Annotated in this window: 2 protein-coding genes; both read right to left on the bottom strand. The window is 42.3% G+C overall.

Features of this window, described 5'->3' with window-relative positions; translation table 11 throughout:
* Positions 1-367 (bottom strand): NAD(+)--rifampin ADP-ribosyltransferase (gene arr / locus KWJ01_RS13275; RefSeq protein WP_224996951.1); only part of this gene is annotated, 367 nt, incomplete at its 3' end.
* Between the two features lie 75 nt (positions 368-442).
* Positions 443-808: a DUF2200 domain-containing protein gene (locus KWJ01_RS13270; RefSeq protein ID WP_224996952.1), complete on the bottom strand. Its 366-nt coding sequence runs from the start codon at positions 806-808 to the stop codon at positions 443-445.
* Between the last annotated feature and the right edge of the window lie 70 nt (positions 809-878).

Below are 878 nucleotides of genomic sequence, written 5' to 3'. Positions count from 1 at the left end.
TCATTGCTTTGAGTTCCTCGGGTAAGTGTCCTTGCCAAGCAGTTACCTCTCCAATAATTTTTAATGGATACAGAGAACGGTACGATTTTGTTGGATTGCCTGGAAATTTCTTGTCCGTCAAGTTTGGGTCGTCCTCAATTGAACCGGTTGGCTCAACTATATAAATCCTTTCACGCCCATCACCCAAGGCAAGTTCAGCTCCCCAAATAGCAGCGTCCAGGGTAGCTGTAAGGTAAATGTATTTCGCCTTTTTCTTTTTGCCGTAGTTTGAGTTGAAGCCAGCTTGGATCAAGTCGCCTACATTTAGATTAGCTTTGGTGCCGTGATAGAACGTCTGTGAAAAATCAATTGTACTGTTTCTTCCCATGGATTCCTTATTGTTTTGAATACCGTTTACCCTATGTTGGAATTGTCCGTAGCAACGAAGCTGCCCTACATCCACCTACGAGCTGCGTAAAATCTTCTCTAACTTCTTGCCCTTCGCCAATTCATCCACCAACTTATCCAAATACCGAACCTGCTGGGTCAAAGGGTTCTCGATTTCCTCTACCCGGTATCCACAGATAACTCCAGTTATGAGGTAAGCATTTGGATTTAGAGAAGCCTGTTGGAAGAATGTTTCAAAAGTTACGTTATCCTTTATTAGTTCCTGCAGTTTTTTGTTGTTATAGCCTGTTAACCACTCAATAACCTGATGCAACTCTTCTTTTGTTCTGCCTTTCTTCTCCACCTTTGCCAGATACATGGGATAAACCGAGGCAAAGGTCATTTTTGCTATACGCTGATCGTGTTTGTCGGAGTTGTTCATGCCTTGCATTTTCATGTTAATATTCTGTATGTGACCTTCAAAGCAGCTTTTCTTGCTGCACACAAAAATC

Origin of the sequence: Cesiribacter sp. SM1 (assembly GCF_020178975.1) — a bacterium.
GTDB lineage: Bacteria > Bacteroidota > Bacteroidia > Cytophagales > Cyclobacteriaceae > Cesiribacter.
This window is presented reverse-complemented; position numbering and strand designations above follow the sequence as displayed.